Genomic DNA, 16,876 nt, shown 5'->3' on the forward strand with positions numbered 1-16,876 from the left:
CGGCGCGGCGATGCGCCCCACCGGCGCGGTGCTTTTCGCCGGTCGGGGCGCTGCCGATCAAGCTGGACGATCGTACAGGCCGATGCCCGTTCAGCGGCTATTCGGTGACGTCGTCGAGCGTGAAATAGCCCAGTTTCAGAGACTTGAGCACCAGCTGCGCGCGGTTGGACACCCCCAGACGGCGGCGCGCGTCGGTCAGATATTCGCTCACCGTCTGGTCCGAAATCCCGAGCACGGCGGCGATTTCCCAGCTGGTCATGCCGCGTGCCACCAGCTTGATGCAATCGACCTGGCGCGGCGACAGGCGCTCGTCGGCGGTGACGTTCGCTTGCGGAAGCTGCGATTGCCAGAGCGTGCGCGCCTGCTGCCCCGCTGCGATGCCGAGAAGGATGGCGAGCATGAACGGCCGGGACTCGAGCGGCTCACCTCCGCCCACCACGAAATGCACCGAAATGGTCGGCCGGTCGGGCATGTGCCCGGCGATGGTGCAGCCCGAATTGAGGCCCAGCTTGCGCATCTCGTCCAGATATTCGCGCTGGATGCGGGTGAGCGGGATGATGGTTTCAAGTTCCGTCCAGCGGATCGCACCGCCGCGGCGCTGGCACGCTGCCAGAACCGGGCTGGTGAGGCCATAATCGCGCCGTTCGAACAGGTCGTGCCAGGCCTTGGGATAGTTGGTCACCATCTCGGGTTCCATCAGACCCGACTGTACATGGACATGGCGCGCAAGCGCCGCATGGGCAAAACCGAAAGGCGCTGCCGCGCGTGCGGTAATCTCCAGCAGTTCCTCGAGCGTTCGCGCGGCTTCGATGGCCTGCGACGCGCGCTCGACATGGTCCAGTTCCGGCATGAGCCTGGTGTAAATCCCGGTGGCAAGGGATACCCGCAATGCCAGAAATCTGCCTGCGAGTAACACGGTTAGTTGCGAATGATTTTCGACTAGCTATTGGCGTTATGTTCGGATCGCAACGATTAAACCGTTACATTGGTCCACATCGGATCAATTTTGCCGAGGCTGCACGAGGTCGAACGCGGCCTTGCCAGCCCGTTGGTTTCAGGCTCCAGGCACGCCGAGCGCGGCGGCGGCCTCGCGCACCTTGCGCTGGTCTGCGGCCTTGTTCTTCAAGGCCGCCGTGGCGTCGCGCAGCGCCGCCTGGGCCTTGCCCGTCTCGCCCAGCTGCATGCGGCTGCGCAGCAGCATGATCCAGCCATCGGTATCGCCGGGTTCGCGCTTCAGACGGTCGGCCAGGCCGTCGACCATCTGCTGGATCATCATGTCCTGCTGGCCCTGGGGCAGGGCGGCGGCGGCGGCCATCTGGTCGCGCGACGGGCCGGGGATGGCGGCGGTCGCGGTTTCGACGCCGTCGGTGCGGAAGCCGGCGGTCGGCGGCGCGAACTTGGCCGAGGCGAGGCGCTTTTCCACCTCGATGCCGCGTTCCTTGCCGACATTGCGGATCACGTCGCGAATGTCCTTGGCATAGGGGGCATCGGCGGGCGTGTCGGCGAGCAGCGCGAACCAGTCCTCGATCGCTTCGGCATGCTGGCCGTCAATGTCCTTGGCGGCGGCGAGGAAATAGCGCGCCCTGGCGTCCTTGGGATCGAGCTCGATCGCGCGCTTGAACGCGGTGCGGGCATCCTGGCTGATCGCCTCGTCCTTGCTGGCCATGACCAGCGCCTCGCCCAGCATCGAATGATATTCGCTGTTCTTCGGCGCCAGCTGGATCGCGCGGCGCATGGCGGTGGCCGATTCGGCAAAGCGCTGGGTCTCGAAATAGCTCCAGCCGAGCATCCGCCACCCCTCGGCGTCGTTCGGATTGTCGCGCAGCCGCGCCTCGAGCTGGGTGATGACCTCATTGACCGAGGCGGGCTGACCCTGCGCATTGAGCGGCGCGACCGGCCCGGCGGCGGTGGGCGCCTGATCGCTGTACAGCTTGTAACCCACTGCGGTTACAGCGATCAGCGCGGCGATCGCCAGCACGATCCTGCCGGGGCCGAAGCCACCCCCGGCGCTGCGGGCGGGGGCTTCAGCCGCCGGAGAGGGAGAGGAGGTATCGGTCTGCAGTTCGGTCATCGGGCTGTCTCTTTGTCGCGTCCGGGTGGAAGGCTAGCCGATCCGCCAAATTTTCCAATTTCTAAGTGGTAAAGATCACATTCTTTGCTAGAAATATCGCCATAGGGTTCGCAACCGAATTTTGGGCAAGTTCTTGCGGCAGCGGGGCAATCTGGCGATAGCAGCACCGATCGGGGAGAAATCGGGCTGCAGGGCGCCGGATCGGGCAACGTCTGCTGGCAAGCGCGGACGTGCGAGCGTCCGCATTTGGGGGACGCGAACCAGTGAGCGAGATCTACCGCGTTGCTATCATCGGGTCGGGGCCGGCGGGCAAGAGCGCTGCTGCGCGCGCCGCGAGCCTCGGCATGAGCCATGTCCTGCTCGAAAAGACCGATCACCTCTCCGACACCATCTACAAATACCAGAAGGGCAAGCACGTGATGGCGACGCCATCGCAGCTGGTCCTGCGCTCCGACCACGAGTTCGAGGCGGGCAAGCGCGAGGCGATCCTGGAAAAGTGGAACGCGCGCACCAAGGAACTGAACGTCAACGTGAAGTTCAATGCCGAGGTCAAGGCGATCAAGGGCACCGGTCCCGCGATCGCGGGCAGCGTGCACGTGATCGAGCAGCGCGCGCGCGACGGATCGGTGACGAAAAAGGAGATCCAGCGCTACGCCCCGCCCTATGAGATCGAGCTGACCAACGGCGAGAAGATCATCGCCGAGAATGTGGTGCTGGCCATCGGCACGCAGGGCAATCCCAACCGCATGCGCTGCCCCGGCGGCGATCTGCCGCATGTGCAATACCAGCTGGATGACCCCACCGAATATGTCGACGAGCATATCGTGGTCATCGGCGCGGGCGATGCCGGGATCGAGAATGCACGCGGCCTGGCCGAGGATTCGGCGCAGGGCAATGTCGTCACCATCGTCAACCGCGGACCCGAAGCGCCGAGCCCCAAGGAAACCTTCCCCACCGCCAAGGAGGCCAATGCGCTGGCGCTGCTCGCCGATCGCAATGCGGGCAAGCTGCAGATCCGCTTCGAAACCGATACCGCCAGCATCGAGCCGGGCTGGATCACCTTCAGCACGCGCGACGGCGAGGAGCGGGTGCGCTGCGACCGCATCATCGCGCGAATCGGCTCGGCACCGCCGCGCGCGTTCATCGAGGAATGCGGCATCGCGTTCACCAGCGCCGATCGCCTGGCCTTCCCGCAACTGTCGCCGGTGTTCGAATCGACTGCGCCCAGCATCTTCGTCATCGGCGCGCTCGCCGGTTACCCGCTGATCAAGCACTGCATGAACCAGGGCTATGACGTCATCGAGTTCATCAACGGCAATACCGAGCTGAAGCCGGCGGACGAGCCGATCCTCGAGGCCAAGTTCAAGGACCTGCCGGGCCGCAAGTCGGTCGCCGAATGGCTCGACCTGCTGCGCGAGAACGTGACCATCCTCAACGGCATGAACCCCTTGCAGATGCGCGAGTTCATGCTCGATTCGGATGCCAGGTTCTATCGCCGCGGCGATGTGATCTTCGAGCGCGCCGCGCCCGGATCGTCGCTGTTCGCCATCGCCGAAGGTTCGGTCGCGGTGCAGATCGACCCCAATGACACGTCGAAGACGGTACCGATCGGCAAGGGTTCGATCTTCGGCGAGGTCGGCCTGATCTCGGGGCGCCGTCGCGGCGCGACCGTGGTCGCTGCGGAAGATACCATCTGCGTCGAAATCTCGCGCAACGCCGCGCTCAAGCTGCAGAGCCAGGTGCCGACCGCGAAAAAGGCGATCGAGCGCATCTCGACCGAACGCCTGCTCCTCCAGATGTTCGGCTCCGGCCTCAAGCCCGAGGACATTCGCGAGGTCGTCGATACCAGCAAGATCCGCCAGGTCCGGCCGGGCGAAGCGATCCTCAAGGAAGGCGACGAGGGCAACGAGATTTACGTGATCCGGGTCGGATCGATGATCGTCGAGAAGGAGATAGGTGGAAAGCCGGTCTTCCTCTCGTACCTGCCTGCCGGCTCCTATGTCGGCGAAATGGCGCTGATCGCGGGCGGCAGGCGTACCGCCACGGTCAAGGCGGCGATCAAGTCCGAGGTCATCCAGATCGACGGCGACGCCTTCAAGAAGGTGCTCGAGGCCAATCCCGAACTCTTGAAGCGCGCCAAGCGCGACATGGCCAGCCGTCAGGACATCAACGCCTTTATCGAGGCGAAGAAGGACAGCTTCTCGGGCGTGGTCGACATGTATTCGGGCGTCGCCAACTTCCTGGTCGAAAACGGCATCGGCGAGGCGACCGACGTGCTGCTGATCGACGAGACGCTGTGCGTGGGCTGCGACAATTGCGAAAAGGCGTGCGCGGACAGCCATGACGGTCTGTCGCGGCTCGACCGCGAGGCGGGGCGCACCTATGCGCACCTCCACGTGCCGACCAGCTGCCGCCATTGCGAGCATCCGCACTGCATGGCCGATTGCCCCCCGAACGCGATCAACCGCGGGCCCGATGGCGAGGTCTATATCAACGACACGTGCATCGGCTGCGGCAACTGCCAGCGCAACTGCCCCTATGGCGTGATCCGCATGGACAAGGTGCCGCCCAAGAAGCCGAGCCTGCTCTCGTGGCTGTTCTTCGGCTTCGGCCCGGGACCCGGCGAGCCGAGCAAGAAATGGGCCTATGCCCATAGCGACCACAGCGTCGAGAAGCCCAAAAAGGCGATCAAGTGCGACATGTGCGCCGGGATCGAGGGTGGCCCCAGCTGCGTGCGCGCCTGCCCGACGGGTGCGGCGATCCGCGTTGCGCCGGACGAGTTCCTGACCGTCGCGCGGCTCGAGCAGGAGGAGGCTTGACCATGGCCAGCCAGGCGCAAACCGCCGCACCCGCCGTGCGCAAGAAGACCACCGGCCGCCAGCGCAATTCGATGCATGACGGCTTTCTTCGCCACAAGAATTTCCGCTGGATGAAGATCGCGACGGTGCTCAGCATCACGTGCCTCGTCAGCTATTTCCTGGTCGACGTGCAGCCGCGGCACAATGGCGGATCGTGGTACGGCTATACCCTGGGCACCATCGGCGCGTTGCTGATCCTGTGGCTGACCTGCCTGGGCCTGCGCAAGCGCGCGATCACGCCGGGGGGCTGGTCGCTCAAGGCCTGGACCAGCGCGCATGTCTATCTCGGCCTCAGCCTGATCGTCATCGGCACGCTGCACACCGGCTTCCAGCTCGGCTGGAACGTGCACACGCTGGCCTGGTCGCTGATGATGATCGTGATCATCTCGGGCATTGTCGGCATCTATTTCTACGCGACGCTGCCCGACAATCTGTCGAGCAACCGCGCCGATTCGGATGGAGCCGTCACCGAAAAGATGATGATCGAGCAGCTGCGCTCGCTCGACCGCCAGCTGCACGATGCCGGCCAGCCGCTCGACCCGTCACAGGCCGCGCTGGTCCAGGCCTCGCTCGAGCAGGACCCGTTTGCCGGCAATTTCTTCCAGCGCATCACCAACAGCTATTCGGGCTGCGAGACACGCGCTGCCATCGCCGAGCTGCGCCGGATGCGCGCCTATCAGCCGCGCATGGGCGACGACCCGCTCGACAAGGTCGATGGGCTCTTGCAGCGCAAGGAATCGACATTGGCGCGGCTGCGCAAGCATCTGCAGATCAAGGCGCTGCTGCAGGTCTGGCTCTATGTCCATGTGCCGATGACGTTCGCGCTGCTCGCCGCGCTGTCGGCGCATATTGTCAGCGTGTTTTTCTACTGGTGATCCAAAGTCCCGGGGGCGGGGTGTCGGCAAGTGTTGGGGGCAGTTGAATGATGTTTATCGTCCGCCAGGTGGCCTTGAAGGCAGATGGCAGCGAGATCGTCCGCCAGACCGAGGTGGCGGGCGAGGAGATTTTCATCGGCCGCAACGCCAGCAATGGCGTGCATCTGCCCGACCTGGCGGTGAACCCGGTTCACGCCAAGATGGTGCGGCGCGGCGGCGACCTGATCGTTACCGCCGAATCGGCGCAGCCCTTCGATGTCGATGGCCGCAGCGTCGAATCAACCACCATCGATATCACGCGCGGCGCCGAACTGCGTTTTGGCGGCCATATCATCGCGCTGGGCACCGAAGGCGATGCGATCACGCTGACGGTTCGCCGCGTCGAGGCGGTATCGGACAGCGCCGAGGACAAGGACGAGGCGGCGATCTATTCGCTGAAGGGGCTGCTGCCCGGCAAGCGGATGAGCGCCTGGGGCTTTGCCCTGCTGGTGCTGATCGCGTGCCTCGCCTGGCCGATCTATACCTGGTCGAGCTACAAGGACTTGGCCTACAAGGAAAAAATTTCGAGGCCCGACGGCTTCCATGCCGACACCATGTGGTCTTCGGGCAAGCTCAGCCTGGCGCACAAGACGCTCAAGGATGATTGCCAGTCGTGCCATGTCGATGCGTTCGTGTCCGTCCGCGACAATGCCTGCATGACCTGCCACCAGAAGGATGCCGGGCCGCACGCACCGATGGCGCGACAGCTCGATGCGCGCGGCGACCCCACCGGATTTGCCGCCTTCACCCGATTCGTTGCGGCCAGTTTCAACAAACCAGCGGGACGCTGTGTCGAATGTCACACCGAGCATGAGGGGGCCGGTGCTATGGAACCGACTCAGCAACGCTTCTGTGCGGAATGTCATGACGGGATGAACACGCGCTTGACCGACACCAAACTCGGAAATGCCGCCGATTTCGGCAAGGCCCATCCGCAGTTCCAGGCGGCGGTGCTGGTGCGTCCGCTGGTCGGCGACGATGCCAAGGCCCCGCGCAAGCGCATCTCGCTCGACCGCAAGCCCAAAGAGAATAACGGCCTCAAGTTCCCGCACGACATGCATCTGAGCAAGACCAACGGCGTCGCGCAGATGGGGCGGCGGCTCAGCGCCAAATACGGCTTTGGCGACGCGCTCGAGTGCAAGGATTGTCACGAGCCGGACAAGAACAATGTCGGCTTTGTCGCGGTCGACATGGAGAAGAGCTGTGCGATGTGCCACAGCCTCGCCTTCGACAAGATCGGCGATACCTATCGCACGCTGCGCCACGGCCAGCCCGAACAGGTCAAGGCGGACCTGCGCGCCTTCTACCGCTCGACCCCGCCCGCGCGCCCGATCAACCTGGGCAGCCTGGCGCGCCAGCGGCCGGGCGTCGTGAACTCGCGCCGGACGGCAGCGGACTATGCGCGCGCGGTGAATTTCCGCGGCGGCCGGGCCGATCAGGCGATCCGTCAGGTCTTCAGCCGCGGCGGCGCCTGCTATGACTGCCATGTCGTCGTGCCGCCCTCGGGATCGGGCGGGCTCGATTTCCGCATCGCTCCGGTCGCGCAGACCAGCCGTTACATGCAGAAGGGCTGGTTCACGCATGATGCGCACGACAAGGAAGAATGCACCAGCTGCCATCTCGCCGAAAAGTCGAGCGACGCATCCGACCTGTTACTGCCCGGAATCAAGGATTGCCGGACCTGTCATGTCGGAGAGACTGGCGCTTCGCTGATCAAGGTGAAGAAACCGGTCGAATCGACCTGTGCAATGTGCCACGATTACCATGCCGACAAGGGGGCGCCATGGCTGCTTCGCGAGCAAGACAAGAAGAAGAAGCGGCCAGAGATTACGGCCTCCATGGCGCATCCAGGCGGGGCAGCGGCGCGACTGCGACGATAGGCGCCTCTCCCATCGCAACAAACAACAAGGGACCGGGTCGCAGAATGCTGATAGCTCAGATCACCGATATCCATCTGGGCTTCGATCCGGATAACCCCGCCGAATTCAATCGCAAGCGGTTGGACCAGATCATCGCGATGCTGCGCGATCTGGACCCTGTGCCCGATCTGCTGCTCGCCACCGGCGATCTGATCGACCGGGGGGATGAGGACAGCTATCGGCGGCTCCGCAATGCGCTCTCGGTCTGTCCGTTTCCGGTCTATATGTGCATGGGCAATCACGACCAGCGCGACACCTTCGCCGCGCAATTCCCCGATGTGCCGATGGCCGACGGCTTCGTGCAGTACGAGGTCGATGCGGGGCCGATCCGGCTGCTCGTGCTCGATACGCTCGAACAGGGGCGGCATGGCGGGGCGTTCTGCGAGGTTCGCGCCGAATGGCTGCGCGCGAGGCTCGCCGAACAGACCGATCGCCCGACGCTGATCGTCCAGCATCACCCGCCGATCGAGGTGGGCATCGAATGGATGAACACGCATCCCGAGGAGCCCTGGGTGGAGCGGCTGCGCGGATGCCTGGCCAACCGGCCCAATGTCATCGGCATGGTCTGCGGCCATGTCCACCGCGCGATCGTCAGCCAGTGGAACGGCTTTCCGGTCGCGATCTGCCCGTCGAGCGCGCCGCAGGTGGCGCTCGAACTCGCGCCGATCGATCCCGACCGGCCCGACGGCCGCAACATGATCATCGCCGATCCGCCCGCCTTTGCGCTGCACTGGTGGAACGGCCGCGAGCTGATCACGCATTACGAGACCGCCGACGAGCATGTGATGCTGGCGCGTTTCGACGAGAAGATGCAGCCGCTGGTGCGCAGCCTGCTGGCCGAGCGGCCTGCCTGATCTGCTGACCGCGCGGCGGCACTGGCCTTTTCCTCGATGACATGCGAACACGCCCCCAGGGCGGGGGAGCGTGACCGCGCAGCCCAGGGCGCGCGGACGGATGCGAAGGACAAGGCATGATGAAGACGGTTTTGCTGATGGCAGCATCGGCACTCGCAATGGGCGCGGCGGCCCCGGCATGGGCACAGGCGGCAACGCCCGTGTCGACCGAGGCGCAGGCCAGGCTGATCCATCAACCCTGGACCGGTCCTTATGAGGGGGTTCCGCCCTGGGACCGGGTGAGCACCGAATCCTTCCCGCTGGCGATCCAGACGGCGATGGACAAGCTCAAGGCCGAATTCGAAGCGGTGGCGACCAACCCGGCCGCGCCCGATTTCCAGAACACCAATCTCGCGCTCGAGATGGCGGGCGACGACATGGACCGCGTGTTCGCGATGTGGGGCGTCTATACCAGCAATCTCGCCGACAAGCGGGTGCGCGCGCTCCAGGCCGAATGGGCGCCGAAGATCAGCAAGTTCTACAACGAGCTGACGCTCGATCCGCGCATCCTCAAGCGGATCAAGTCGGTCTATGACCGCCGCGACTCGCTCGGCCTGAATGCCCAGCAGAAGCGGCTGGTCGAGCGCGATTATGACGCGCTGGTGCGCGGCGGGGCGCTGCTCGACGATGCCGCCAAGGCGCAGCTGATCGCGGTCAACGGCCAGCTTGCGGGGCTCTATTCGACCTTCAACGAAAAGCTGCAGGCCGACGAGGAAAAGTACATCACCGTCACCGACCAGGCCGAGCTGGCGGGATTGTCGGACAGCTTCATCGCCTCGCTCAAGGCCGCTGCCGATGAGCGCAAGGTGGCCGGCTGGGTGCTGGTCAACACCCGTTCGGTAATGCAGCCGGTGCTCGAAAACGCGACCAACCGCGCGCTGCGCGAGAAGGTCTGGCGCTCCTATGTCATGCGCGGCGACAATGGCGATGCCAATGACACCAATGCCACGATCGCGGAGATCCTAAAGCTGCGCCAGCAGCGCGCGCAATTGCTCGGCTTCAAGACGCACGCGCATCTGCGCATGGACGACACGATGGCGAAGGATCCCGAGCGCGCGATGGACCTGATGATGAAGGTCTGGCCCGCCGCCGTCGCCCGCGTGAAACAGGAAGTCGCCGACATGCAGGCGGTGGCCGATGCCGAGGGCGCGGGGCTGAAGATCGAGCCCTGGGACTATCGCTTCTATGCCGAGAAGGTGCGCAAGGCGAAATACGATCTCGATCAGAACGAGATCAAACCCTATTTCCAGCTGAACAAGATGATTGCGGGCATGTTCGATGCCGCGGGCAAGCTCTATGATCTGGAGTTCAAGGAGAATACCGGCGAGGTTCCGGTCTTCCATCCCGACGTCACCACCTATGTCGTCACCAACAAGCGGACGGGCGAGAATGTCGGGCTGTTCTACATGGATGCCTATGCCCGTACCGGCAAGCGCTCGGGCGCCTGGGCGACCACCTATCGCGCGCAGCAGCGGCTCGGTGGCGATCGCAACGTGCTGTCGGCGAACAACAACAATTTCGTCAAGCCCGCGCCGGGCGAGGTCGCGCTGATCAGCCTCGACGATGCCTCGACCCTGTTCCACGAGTTCGGCCATGCGCTGCACGCGCTGCTCACCGATGTCGAATATCCGGGGCTGCGCGGCACGCCGCGCGATTTCGTCGAATATCCCAGCCAGGTGAACGAGAACTGGCTGCTGACGCCCTATATCCTCAAGACCTACGCGACCCACTACAAGACGGGCGAGCCGATCCCCGAGGCGCTGGTGCAGAAGATCAATGCGAGCGAGACCTTCAACCAGGGCTTCTCGACGGTCGAGTATCTGTCGTCGGCGATCGTCGACATGAAGCTGCATTACCGAACCGATCCGGTCGCCGATCCGCGCGCGTTCGAAAAGGCGACGCTGGCCGAACTCGGCATGCCGAGCGAGCTGGTGATGCGCCATCGGCTGCCGCAATTCGGGCACCTGTTCTCGTCCGACAGCTATTCGGCCGGCTATTACAGCTATCTCTGGTCGGAAACGATGGACGCCGACACCTGGGCCGCGTTCGAGGAATCGGGCGATGTGTGGAACCGCGAGATTGCCGACCGGTTCCGCAAGACGCTGCTGTCCACGGGCAACGAGACCGAGCGGGTCGAGGCCTATCGGGCATTCCGCGGCCGCGATCCGGACGTCAATGCGCTGCTCAAGCGGCGCGGCTTCCCGGTGACCGGCGCGGGTGCTGCGGCGGCTGACCGCGACTGAGCGGCAGGTGAGGGGGCGAGGCGCATCGGTGCGGCTTCGCTCCCTCCCACCTTGCCGCATGCTGGCCCCATGGCTATCTAGCGGCGATGACCATTGCACCGACCACGCTCGACCTGATTGGCAACACTCCGCTGGTGCGGCTCCAAGGCCCGAGCGAGGCGGCGGGCTGCGACATCTACGGCAAGTGCGAATATGCCAATCCCGGCGCTTCGGTGAAGGACCGCGCGGCGCTCTATATCGTACGCGATGCCGAGGAGCGCGGGACCTTGCAGCCCGGCGGCACGATCGTCGAGGGCACGGCGGGCAATACCGGCATCGGCATCGCGCTGGTCGCCAATGCCAGGGGCTACAAGACGATCATCGTCATGCCCGAGACCCAGTCCAAGGAGAAGATGGACACGCTGCGCGCGCTGGGGGCGGAACTCGTGCTCGTCCCGGCGGCGCCCTATGCCAATCCCGGCCATTTCGTGCACACCTCGCGCCGCCTGGCGGAAGAGACGCCCGGCGCGGTCTGGGCGCAGCAGTTCGACAATATTGCCAATCGCCGCGCGCATATCGAAGGCACGGCAGAGGAAATCTGGGCGCAAATGGAAGGCCGGATCGACGGCTTTACCTGCGCCGCGGGCACCGGCGGGACGATCGCGGGCGTCGGCATGGGGCTCAAGGCGCACGACCCCAATGTCACGATCGCGCTCACCGATCCGCACGGCGCGGCGCTGTTCAACTATTATGCCAATGGCGAGCTCAAGGCCGAAGGCTCGTCGGTCGCCGAAGGGATCGGTCAGGGACGGATCACCGGCAATCTCGAGGATGCGCCGATCGACACGCAGTTCCGCATTTCGGACGAGGTCGGCCTCTACTGGGTGCAGCGGCTGCTCAAGGAAGAGGGGCTGTGCCTCGGCCTGTCCTCGGGCATCAATGTCGCAGGCGCGGTCGAACTGGGCCGGACGCTCGGCCCGGGATCGCGCGTGGTGACGATCCTTTGCGATACCGGATTCCGCTATCTGTCGACGCTGTACAATCCCGAATGGCTGCGCGCGAAGGGATTGCCCGTCTTCCCCTGGCTGGCCGATTGACCTATATTGCCGCGCATGGTCGCTGAAAAAGCCCGTAATGTCGGGGGCAATCCCCTGATGCACCGATTGCAGATCGGCATCGGCGGCATCTTCGCCGTGCTGGTGATGGTCGCGCTCGCCGACATGCTGTTGCAGCGCGCGGCGAGCGAAGCGCCTGCCGAAAGCGCAAGCGTCACCGAGCCGGGCGTCGCGACGACCACCGCGCCACCCGTCGTGCAGGCCCCGGCCGCCAGCGAGCCGCTGGTCGATCTGGGCGTGGTGCCCGATCTTCCGGCCGAAGGCACGCAGCACAGCGCGGGCGGCCAGACGCCGGTGGTCGGCGAACTGCAGAACGCCCCGCAATCGGGTTCGCCCAGCCAGCCCCAACAGTGATGCGCGCTGGCCTTGCGCTGGTCGCCGCAAGCCTCGCGGCGGCGGCGTGCGCTCCGGCTGCGTCCGAACAGCCGGAACAGGGCGCGGCTGTTGCAGCGATCCTTCCCGATATGCCGCGCCAGAAGGTTGTGCTGATGAGCAGCCTGCCGCTGGTCTATGGTGCAGGCGTCGATATGGCGGGCGTCATCGCGGGCCAGGCCGAACCGCACCCGCTCCACGAGGCGCTGGCCGCAGCGCATGATCTGATACTGCCCGATGCGCTCGATGCCGCCGCGCTCGAGGGCGTGCGGCTCGTCATCCTCGTCCAGCCGCGCGCGTTCGCGCCCGCAGAACTGGTCGCGCTTGACGATCATGTCCGCTCGGGCGGCAGGCTGCTGCTGTTTGCCGATCCGCAGCTCGACTGGCCACATGGCATCGGACTCGCCGATCCGCGCGGCCCGCTGCGCTCGTCGCTGATATCGCCGCTGCTCGCCTATTGGGGACTGGAGCTGCAGAACCCCGGAATCGAATCGGTCCGGCTGGGTAAATCGGGCGTGTTACTGGTTCATCCCGGGCAATTTGCGGTTTTGCAGGGGAAATCTGGGGACGGCCTTTGCCGGATCGATTCCGTTGCGGCGGTCGCCCGCTGCCGGGTCGGCCAGGGGCGCGCGGTGATCGTCGCCGATGCTGATCTGCTCGATCCCGAAATCCTCGAAAACCCGGCGCAATCCGGCCCCGCCAACCGGCGCTTCGTCCGCGATCTTCTGAGCGAATTGACGCAGGAGGAGAGCGGATGATGGCTGGCTCAAGGGGGTTATCGGTTCACCCCAAATATGGAACATTGCCCCCAATGTTACCGCTCTAAACCCAAAAAACCCCTTTCATCCCCAGCTATCCCTTGTTATGAACTCCTTACTCGGGGTTCAACCATCTTTGATTCCTTGCCGACCTGCGGCGCCTGCGCGGCGTGGGGGCCTCAGGACTTTGCCCGCCATGCGGCGGGAGCGGTCGATTGCAGGTCGGGCAGGATGAGGCGAGCACCCCCGGGCAAAGGGATACGCAAGGGCGCGGACATAAGGGGTGAATCGACCAAGTGGCGGAAATCAGTGCCTTTCTTGGTTCTGCATTGACCACCATCGACCCCAAGGGGCGGATGGCCATCCCGGCTGCCTTCCGCAATCCCATCATCGCCAATTCCGACGGCGAAAGCGCGGTCGTCTTCTCGTTCAATGCGCAGGGCCAGTGCCTGCAGGGCTATGGCACCGAGCGGCTCAAGGCGCTGATCGAGCAGATGCGCCGCCGCGAGCAGATCGCCAACGAAACCGGCGAGGAATTCCGCACCGAACTGTTCGGCGGACCGCGGTTCAACAGCACCGCGACGATCAGCTTCGACGGCAGCGGCCGCCTGATCCTGCCCAAGATGCTGGTCGCGATGGCCAGGATCGAAAAGCACGTGTTCTTCAGCGGCAACGGCACCGATTTCAGCGTCTGGGGCTACGAGCACCTGATGTCGCTCGACGACCCGCGCCTCGCCTCGCAGCAGTTCAATGCGCGCTTCCTGATGGAAGAGCTGGGGGGCAAGCGTTGATGGCCGCTGCTCAAACCCCCGCGCTGGCCCCGTCCGCTCCGCACATCCCGGTGCTGCTCGACGAGGTTCTCGAAGGCCTGGCGATCGCGCCGGGCGAAGTGCATGTCGATGCGACCTTCGGCGCGGGCGGATACAGCCGCGCGATGCTCGCGGCGGGCGCGAGCGTGCACGGCTTCGACCGCGACCCCGATGCGGCGGCCACCGGCGCGGAACTGGCAGCGCAGAGCGAAGGGCGCTTCGTCTTCCATGCCGGGCGTTTCTCGCAGCTGGCGCAGATGCTGCGCGCGGCGGGCGTCGTCCAGGTCGATGGCATCGTCTTCGATATCGGCGTCTCGTCGATGCAGCTCGACCAGGCCGAGCGCGGCTTCTCGTTCCAGTCCGACGGCCCGCTCGACATGCGCATGGGCCAGGATGGCCTGAGCGCCGCCGATTTCGTCAACACCGCCGACGAAGGCGATATTGCCGACATTCTCTACTTGTATGGCGAGGAGCGCCAGTCGCGCCGGATCGCCCGCGCCATCGTTGCCGCCCGTCCGTTGCAGAGGACGCTCGAGCTGGCGACGGTGGTGCGCAAGGCTCTGGGCTATCGCCCCGGCGCGCCGAAGGACCCCGCGACGCGCACCTTCCAGGCGATCCGCATCCATGTGAACGGAGAGCTGGACGAGCTGCGCGAAGGGCTGGTCGCGGCCGAGGCGATGCTCGCACCCGGCGGTCGCCTTGCCGTCGTCAGCTTCCACAGCCTGGAAGACCGCATCGTCAAGCGCTTCCTCAAGGCGCGCAGCGGCAGCGAGGGCGCAGGCTCGCGCCATCTTCCCGACCATCCCGGCCAGCGCCGGGCTCCCAGTTTCGAAAAACCCGCCAGACCGACCCGGGCGGGCGAGGCCGAATGCGCGCGTAACCCCCGCGCGCGTTCGGCCACCTTGCGGGTCGCGGTCCGTAGCGATGCCCCGGCCTGGGGCACGCATGATGATGCGGAAAGGCAGGCAGCATGATCCTTGCCGTCAAGCGCCTCAAGACCATCGGCTGGATCGCGCTGATCTTCATCGTCGCGATCGCGCTCTATCCGCTGTCGCTCAGCGTCGCGACGCTGCGCAGCGACCTCACGCGCACCGAGCGCGACATCCTGCGCACCCGCGCCGAAATCCGCTATCTCGAAACCGAATTCGCCACCCGCGCCAGCCTCGCCCAGCTCGCGATGTGGAACGACCTGGAATATGGCTATGAGGCCCCCAGCGCCGCGCAATATCTCGATGGCGAGCGCGAGCTCGCCAATCTGGGCGAGATCGACAAGCCGCTCGACCAGCCGGTGCGTGTCGCCGCGATGACGATCAAGCCGCAGGCCGAGCCCCAGGCGATCAAGCCGTCCGAACTGGCCGCCAACACCATCAAGACGCCCGAGCCGCTCTCGGTCTCGGCCAGCGTCGCGATCATCAGCCCCGCTCGCGCCGCGACATCGGCCACCGCGCCGAAAGCGGCCAAGGCGGGCGAGGAAAAAGGCGCCGGCCGCCGCCTGCTCGATGACCGGCTGCTCGACCGCATCAACAAACAGGCCGATGCCGAACTGAAGAAAACGGGGGGTCAATGACCGCGCTTGCATCCGGAAGTCACAGGGTCCGTCTGGCCAGCAAGCGCCAGCATCTCACGCTCACCGCCCAGGTCCGTCTGGTGGCGGTGCTCGCGCTTTTCGGGCTGGGCGCTGGCGCGATCCTGCTTCGGCTCACCTTTATCGGCGTGTTCGGCGAGCAGGCCCAGGCCGCGACGCGCGGCGCGCTGGTCGATCCGGGCCGGGGCGATATCGTCGACCGCAACGGCGTGCCGCTGGCGCGCACGATCGACGGCTATGCCATCCGCGTGGTGCCATCCAAGCTGATCGGCGACCGCAAGGTGCTGGCCGGCAAGCTGGCCGAAATCTTCCCCGACACGTCCGAGGAGCGCTTTCTCAAGCTGCTCAGCCGGACCAAGCCCACCTATCTGCGCCACCGCGCGATCCCCGAAGAGGTCAACCGCGTCCACGCGCTGGGTGAGGTCGGCATCGAATTCCCGCGCGAGAAGGAGCGCTTCTATCCGCAGCTGCAGCTCGCGGCGCACGTGCTCGGCTATGTCCATCCCGATGGCCATGGCGTGTCGGGCATGGAGCGCGCGATGGACGCCGAGTTGATCGATCCGAAGAAGCGGCTCACCCCGTCGGCACTGTCGATCGACATCCGCGTCCAGGCGGCGCTGGAGGACGAGCTCGGCAAGGGCATGAAGGCTTATGATGCCAAGGCCGCCGCCGGGATCGTGCTCGATGTGGAGACGGGCGAGGTGATGGCGATGACCTCGCTGCCCAGCTTCAACCCCAACCAGTTCAACGCCAACAGCGTCGCGTTCGAGGCGAACCAGGTCACCTATCGCTTCTTCGAGCTGGGTTCGACGTTCAAGCCGCTGACCGTCGCCGCCGCGATCGACGCGGGCACCGTGACCAACCTGTCGCGCCGCTACGATGCCAGCCGCCCGCTCAAGGTCGCCGGTTTCCAGATCCGCGATTCGCACTCGTCGGGTCGCTGGCTCAACGTGCCCGAGACGCTGGTGCACAGCTCGAACATCGTCACCGCGCAGATTGCCGACGAGCTGGGACCCGAGCGGTTGCAGGCGGTGATGCGCAAGCTGCATTTCGATCGCCAGGCCGATATCAACCTGCGCGAACGCGCCAAGCCGCTCTGGCCAGCGCAATGGGGCCGCCTCACCAACATGACGGTCGCCTATGGCCATGGCATCGCGGTGACCCCGCTGCACCTCGCTTCGGCCTATGCCGCGATGGTCAATGGCGGCCTATACCGCCCGGCGACGCTGCTCAAGCTCAATCCCGCGGACGTGCCGCGCGGCGAGCGCGTGTTCAAGGCCTCGACCAGCGCGCGGATGAACCAGCTGCTGCGCATGATCGTGCGCGACGGCACCGGTCGCAAGGCCGAGGCCCCCGGTTT

The 16,876-nt window shown here is 65.5% G+C and carries 14 protein-coding genes; 12 read left to right on the forward strand and 2 right to left on the reverse strand.

Features of this window, described 5'->3' with window-relative positions; translation table 11 throughout:
- Positions 1-97: 97 nt before the first annotated feature.
- The gene (locus tag DM995_RS15275; RefSeq protein WP_023836705.1) at positions 98-850 is read right to left on the reverse strand and encodes a LuxR family transcriptional regulator; all 753 of its coding nucleotides are present in this window, start codon (positions 848-850) and stop codon (positions 98-100) included.
- Between the two features lie 204 nt (positions 851-1,054).
- Positions 1,055-2,071 carry a tetratricopeptide repeat protein gene (locus DM995_RS15280; RefSeq protein WP_116969970.1) on the reverse strand — a complete coding sequence of 339 codons (1,017 nt, stop codon included), beginning with the start codon at positions 2,069-2,071 and terminating at the stop codon, positions 1,055-1,057.
- Positions 2,072-2,334: 263 nt separating this feature from the next.
- Here DM995_RS15280 and DM995_RS15285 point away from each other — a divergent pair, with 263 nt between their 5' ends.
- From DM995_RS15285 to DM995_RS15340, 12 genes are all read left to right on the forward strand, one after another.
- Complete coding sequence (locus tag DM995_RS15285; protein ID WP_116969971.1) at positions 2,335-4,890, forward strand: cyclic nucleotide-binding domain-containing protein; 2,556 nt, start codon at positions 2,335-2,337, stop codon at positions 4,888-4,890.
- Between the two features lie 2 nt (positions 4,891-4,892).
- Positions 4,893-5,804, forward strand: coding sequence for a hypothetical protein (locus DM995_RS15290; protein WP_116969972.1), 912 nt, complete (start codon positions 4,893-4,895; stop codon positions 5,802-5,804).
- 47 nt (positions 5,805-5,851) lie between these two features.
- The gene (locus DM995_RS15295) at positions 5,852-7,723 is read left to right on the forward strand and encodes a cytochrome c3 family protein (RefSeq protein WP_116969973.1); all 1,872 of its coding nucleotides are present in this window, start codon (positions 5,852-5,854) and stop codon (positions 7,721-7,723) included.
- Between the two features lie 44 nt (positions 7,724-7,767).
- The gene (locus tag DM995_RS15300; RefSeq protein WP_023836700.1) at positions 7,768-8,616 is read left to right on the forward strand and encodes a phosphodiesterase; all 849 of its coding nucleotides are present in this window, start codon (positions 7,768-7,770) and stop codon (positions 8,614-8,616) included.
- Between the two features lie 116 nt (positions 8,617-8,732).
- Entirely contained in the window at positions 8,733-10,898 is a 2,166-nt protein-coding gene (locus DM995_RS15305) for a M3 family metallopeptidase (RefSeq protein WP_116969974.1), read from the forward strand.
- Positions 10,899-10,984: 86 nt separating this feature from the next.
- The gene (locus DM995_RS15310) at positions 10,985-11,974 is read left to right on the forward strand and encodes a cysteine synthase A (protein ID WP_023836698.1); all 990 of its coding nucleotides are present in this window, start codon (positions 10,985-10,987) and stop codon (positions 11,972-11,974) included.
- 15 nt (positions 11,975-11,989) lie between these two features.
- Positions 11,990-12,346 (forward strand): hypothetical protein, encoded by a 357-nt coding sequence (locus DM995_RS15315; protein ID WP_116969975.1) that lies wholly within the window; start codon positions 11,990-11,992, stop codon positions 12,344-12,346.
- Complete coding sequence (locus DM995_RS15320) at positions 12,346-13,122, forward strand: Gldg family protein (RefSeq protein WP_116969976.1); 777 nt, start codon at positions 12,346-12,348, stop codon at positions 13,120-13,122. The genes DM995_RS15315 and DM995_RS15320 overlap by 1 nt, the downstream gene beginning before the upstream one ends.
- A 329-nt stretch (positions 13,123-13,451) precedes the next feature.
- Complete coding sequence (locus DM995_RS15325) at positions 13,452-13,913, forward strand: division/cell wall cluster transcriptional repressor MraZ (RefSeq protein WP_023836695.1); 462 nt, start codon at positions 13,452-13,454, stop codon at positions 13,911-13,913.
- Positions 13,913-14,905, forward strand: coding sequence for a 16S rRNA (cytosine(1402)-N(4))-methyltransferase RsmH (gene rsmH, locus DM995_RS15330; protein WP_116969977.1), 993 nt, complete (start codon positions 13,913-13,915; stop codon positions 14,903-14,905). Before DM995_RS15325 ends, rsmH begins: the two co-directional genes overlap by 1 nt.
- Positions 14,902-15,498 carry a hypothetical protein gene (locus tag DM995_RS15335; protein WP_023836693.1) on the forward strand — a complete coding sequence of 199 codons (597 nt, stop codon included), beginning with the start codon at positions 14,902-14,904 and terminating at the stop codon, positions 15,496-15,498. The genes rsmH and DM995_RS15335 overlap by 4 nt, the downstream gene beginning before the upstream one ends.
- Positions 15,495-16,876 (forward strand): peptidoglycan D,D-transpeptidase FtsI family protein (locus tag DM995_RS15340; RefSeq protein ID WP_232824428.1); only part of this gene is annotated, 1,382 nt, incomplete at its 3' end. The genes DM995_RS15335 and DM995_RS15340, both read left to right, overlap by 4 nt.

Origin of the sequence: Blastomonas sp. UPD001, assembly GCF_003426715.1 — a bacterium.
Classification (GTDB): Bacteria; Pseudomonadota; Alphaproteobacteria; order Sphingomonadales; family Sphingomonadaceae; genus Blastomonas.

What these genes read in the sequence shown, in the direction of transcription:
- DM995_RS15275 (WP_023836705.1), bottom strand. Translation starts at nt 850, where the DNA reads ATGCCGGAACTGGACCATGTCGAGCGCGCGTCGCAGGCCATCGAAGCC.
- DM995_RS15280 (WP_116969970.1), bottom strand. Translation starts at nt 2,071, where the DNA reads ATGACCGAACTGCAGACCGATACCTCCTCTCCCTCTCCGGCGGCTGAA.
- DM995_RS15290 (WP_116969972.1), top strand. Translation starts at nt 4,893, where the DNA reads ATGGCCAGCCAGGCGCAAACCGCCGCACCCGCCGTGCGCAAGAAGACC.
- DM995_RS15295 (WP_116969973.1), top strand. Translation starts at nt 5,852, where the DNA reads ATGATGTTTATCGTCCGCCAGGTGGCCTTGAAGGCAGATGGCAGCGAG.
- DM995_RS15300 (WP_023836700.1), top strand. Translation starts at nt 7,768, where the DNA reads ATGCTGATAGCTCAGATCACCGATATCCATCTGGGCTTCGATCCGGAT.
- DM995_RS15305 (WP_116969974.1), top strand. Translation starts at nt 8,733, where the DNA reads ATGATGAAGACGGTTTTGCTGATGGCAGCATCGGCACTCGCAATGGGC.
- DM995_RS15310 (WP_023836698.1), top strand. Translation starts at nt 10,985, where the DNA reads ATGACCATTGCACCGACCACGCTCGACCTGATTGGCAACACTCCGCTG.
- DM995_RS15315 (WP_116969975.1), top strand. Translation starts at nt 11,990, where the DNA reads ATGGTCGCTGAAAAAGCCCGTAATGTCGGGGGCAATCCCCTGATGCAC.
- DM995_RS15320 (WP_116969976.1), top strand. Translation starts at nt 12,346, where the DNA reads ATGCGCGCTGGCCTTGCGCTGGTCGCCGCAAGCCTCGCGGCGGCGGCG.
- rsmH (WP_116969977.1), top strand. Translation starts at nt 13,913, where the DNA reads ATGGCCGCTGCTCAAACCCCCGCGCTGGCCCCGTCCGCTCCGCACATC.
- DM995_RS15335 (WP_023836693.1), top strand. Translation starts at nt 14,902, where the DNA reads ATGATCCTTGCCGTCAAGCGCCTCAAGACCATCGGCTGGATCGCGCTG.